Below are 3308 nucleotides of genomic sequence, written 5' to 3' on the forward strand. Positions count from 1 at the left end.
GGGGGCCCGCCCCCCCCGGGGGGGGGCCCGGCGGGGGGTTATCTTTCCCCCCCGCCCCCCCCCGGGGGGGGGGGGGGCCCGCCGGGGGCGCCCACCCCCCCGGGCCCCCCCGTCCGGCCGTCACCCGATGGGCGCCGGCATGTTGTACGGCGTCACCACCTGGATCGCCGACGGCACGGTCGGACCCGCCGGTGGCAGCGCTCCGTGCGCCCGCATCACGACGTGGCACGCCTCGCGCAGATCGTGCCGCAGGTCGTGGTGGAGCACGACGGACAGCCGGTGCTCGCGCAGCAGCCGGGTGTTGTCCCCGTCGAGGTCGTGGGCGACGAACACGGCGCACGCGCGTCCGAGGTCCTCGAAGGCGCGCAGGGTGGCGATGTTGCCGCCGCCGATGGAGTAGACGGCGCGGATGTCCGGGTCGCGTTCCAGCGCGGCCCGCACCAGGTCGTACTGGGTGGCGTCCAGTCCCTGGCCCTCGGTGATCTCCACGAGGGTGCGCTCGGGGTGCAGGGTCCGCATGGCGCTGCGGAAGCCCATCTCGCGCTCCTCCTCGTTGCGGAAGAAGCCGCTGCTGAGGCTGGTCAGCACATTGCCGGGCCGGTCCCCGAGCCACTGGCCCATGAGATAGGCGGCGGTGGCGCCCGCGGCCCGGTTGTCGATGCCGACGTAGGCGAGGCGGGCCGTGGCGGGCAGGTCCGTCACCAGGGTGACGACCGGGATGCCGGCGTCCACGAGCCGGGCGACGGCGGCGGTGACCTCGGGGACGTCGGGAGCCTTGAGGATCACGCCCTGCGAGCCGCGCCGGGCGATGCGGTCGAGCGTGCCGGTCAGTTCCGTGACCGGCCCGGTCTCGCGGAAGTGGAAGCGGGAGCGCACCACGGCCGGGTGCAGGGCCGGCAGTTCGGCCTCCAGGGCCGCGCGGACGGCCGTGGTGAACCGCTGCGGGGCCTGCACGACGATGTCGACCATGAAGGTACGGCCCTGGAGGCGGACCTGGGTGCGCTGGCGGTCGAGGTCGGCGATGGCCTGGCGGACCTCGCGCGCGGTGCTCTCGCGCACCCCTTTGCGGCCGTTCAGGACCCGGTCGACGGTGGCCTCGCTCAGACCCGCCTGACGTGCGATCTCCCGGATCGGGAAGGGGTGGCCCATGCGACGGCTCCTGAGGGGTTTTTGATGGCTTCCTGCTGGTTGTTCGAGGGGATTGTCAGGACAAGAATGGCATCACTGAGCCGCCCCTGTCATCGAGAGGACGACGATGTCTCTCATTTCCGCGCACCGCCCGGTGTGGCTGTCCGAACGGGACTGCGACCTCGCGGACTTCCGTGAGCTGGTCGAACGGACCACGGACCGCGCCGACTACCCGTACGCCCGTGCCGTGGAGCAGGGTGTCCTCCTGTACGACAGCGACCGGCTGCGCGCGGCGGACGATCCGCGGGACGTGCGGGCCGAGCTGGTGCGGGCCCTCGCGGACGGGCCCGGCATCGTGGTGCTGGAGGGCGCCTTCCCCGACCAGGCGGTCGTCGACCGGCTCACCGCGGTGTTCGACGCGCTGATCGCGGAGCAGCGCGCCGCGGGCACCGCCGCCGGTGACCACTTCGCCAAGCCGGGCGCCAACGACCGTGTCTGGAACGCCTTGGAGAAGGCCGCCCTGCACGACCCCGCCGCGTTCGCCGACTACTACGCGAACGACATGCTCGCCCTGGTGTCGACGGCCTGGCTGGGGCCGGGCTACCAGGTCACCTCGCAGGTGAACGTGGTCAACCCGGGCGGCGCCGCGCAGACCGTGCACCGCGACTACCACCTGGGCTTCCTCTCGGGCGAGGCGGTGGCCGCCTATCCGGCGCACGTCCACACGCTGTCCCCCGCGCTCACCCTCCAGGGCGCCGTCGCGCACTGCGACATGCCGGTGGAGTCCGGGCCCACGATGTACCTGCCCCACTCGCAGCGCTACGAGCCGGGGTATCTCGCCTGGCGGCTGCCCGCCTTCCAGGAGTACTTCGAGGCGCACCACGTGCAGCTCCCGCTCGCCAAGGGCGACGCGGTCTTCTTCAACCCCGCGCTGTTCCACGCCGCCGGCACCAACCGCTCGGCGGACATCCGGCGCACCGCCAACCTCCTGCAGGTGTCGTCCGCGTTCGGGCGGGCCATGGAGACGGTGGACCGCGAGGCCGTGGTGAACGCCGTCTACCCGGTGCTGCTGGACCGGGTCGCCGAGGGCGCCGGCGCGGCCTGGGCGGAGAACGTGATCGCCGCGAGCGCCGAGGGCTACCCGTTCCCCACGAACCTGGACGCCGACCCGCCGGTCGACGGGCTGGCCCCACCGTCCCAGGCGGACGTCGTCCGGCGGGCGCTCGCCGAGGGCCGGACACCCGAGGCGCTGCGCGAGGACCTGCGGGCCGCCGCCGAGCGGCGCGAGAGCTGACCGAAAGGACCCGGAACACCCATGGGACTTCTCGACGACAAGGTCGTCCTCGTCAACGGCGGCAGTCAGGGCGTCGGTGCCGCCGTCGCCCGGGCCGCCGTGCGCGAGGGGGCGGTCGTGGCCGTCACCGGGCGCCGCGCGGAGCCCGGCGAGGCCCTGGTGGCCGAGCTGACGGCCGCCGGGGGCAAGGCGATGTTCGTCCAGGCCGACCTCGCCGACGCCGAGCGGGCCAGGTCCTCGGTCGCCGAGGTCGTGGCCGCCTACGGCCGGATCGACTGCCTGGTCAACTCGGCGGGGCTGACGTCCCGGGGCACGCTCCTGGACACCACGCCCGAGCTGTTCGACCAGCACATCGCGATCAACCTGAAGGCGCCGTTCTTCGCCATGCAGGCCGCCGTGGCCGACATGGTGACGCGCGGGGAGCCCGGCACGATCGTCAACGTCATCACGTCCTCCGCGCACGGCGGGCAGCCGTTCCTGGCGCCGTACGTCGCCGCCAAGGCCGGCCTGGTGGGCCTCACCCGCAACGCCGCGCACGCGCACCGCTGGGACCGTGTGCGGATCAACGGCCTGAACATCGGCTGGACGGCGACCGAGGGCGAGGACGTCACCCAGAAGACGTTCCACGCCGCGTCCGACGACTGGCGGGAGCGGGCCGCCGCGAAGCTGCCGATGGGCAAGCTCGGACAGCCCGACGAGATCGCCGACTTCGTGGTGTTCCTGCTGTCGGAGCGGTCCGGGGTGGTCACCGGATCGGTGATCGACTGGGACCAGAACGTCCTCGGCGGCCTCGACTAGGGGGTTGCGCGTCTGTCTATAGGGGGACGCCCTCACCCCACCGCCCACGGGCGGCGCCAACGGGGAGGGCAAGAAGGGGATCGGCGTG

General features: G+C 73.4%; 3 protein-coding genes. 2 read left to right on the forward strand and 1 reads right to left on the reverse strand.

The window, feature by feature from the left end:
• Positions 1 to 120: 120 nt before the first annotated feature.
• Positions 121 to 1149, reverse strand: coding sequence for a LacI family DNA-binding transcriptional regulator (locus ACFV46_RS33565; RefSeq protein WP_361925277.1), 1029 nt, complete (start codon positions 1147 to 1149; stop codon positions 121 to 123).
• A gap of 106 nt (positions 1150 to 1255) precedes the next feature.
• Between ACFV46_RS33565 and ACFV46_RS33570 the strand changes: the two genes are divergently transcribed.
• Positions 1256 to 2422, forward strand: coding sequence for a phytanoyl-CoA dioxygenase family protein (locus ACFV46_RS33570; RefSeq protein ID WP_361925275.1), 1167 nt, complete (start codon positions 1256 to 1258; stop codon positions 2420 to 2422).
• A 21-nt stretch (positions 2423 to 2443) separates the two neighbouring features.
• Positions 2444 to 3220 (forward strand): SDR family oxidoreductase, encoded by a 777-nt coding sequence (locus ACFV46_RS33575; protein WP_385500971.1) that lies wholly within the window; start codon positions 2444 to 2446, stop codon positions 3218 to 3220.
• The last annotated feature ends 88 nt before the right edge of the window (positions 3221 to 3308 follow it).

This window comes from Streptomyces sp. NPDC059852, from assembly GCF_042731455.1.
Lineage (GTDB): Bacteria > Actinomycetota > Actinomycetes > Streptomycetales > Streptomycetaceae > Streptomyces.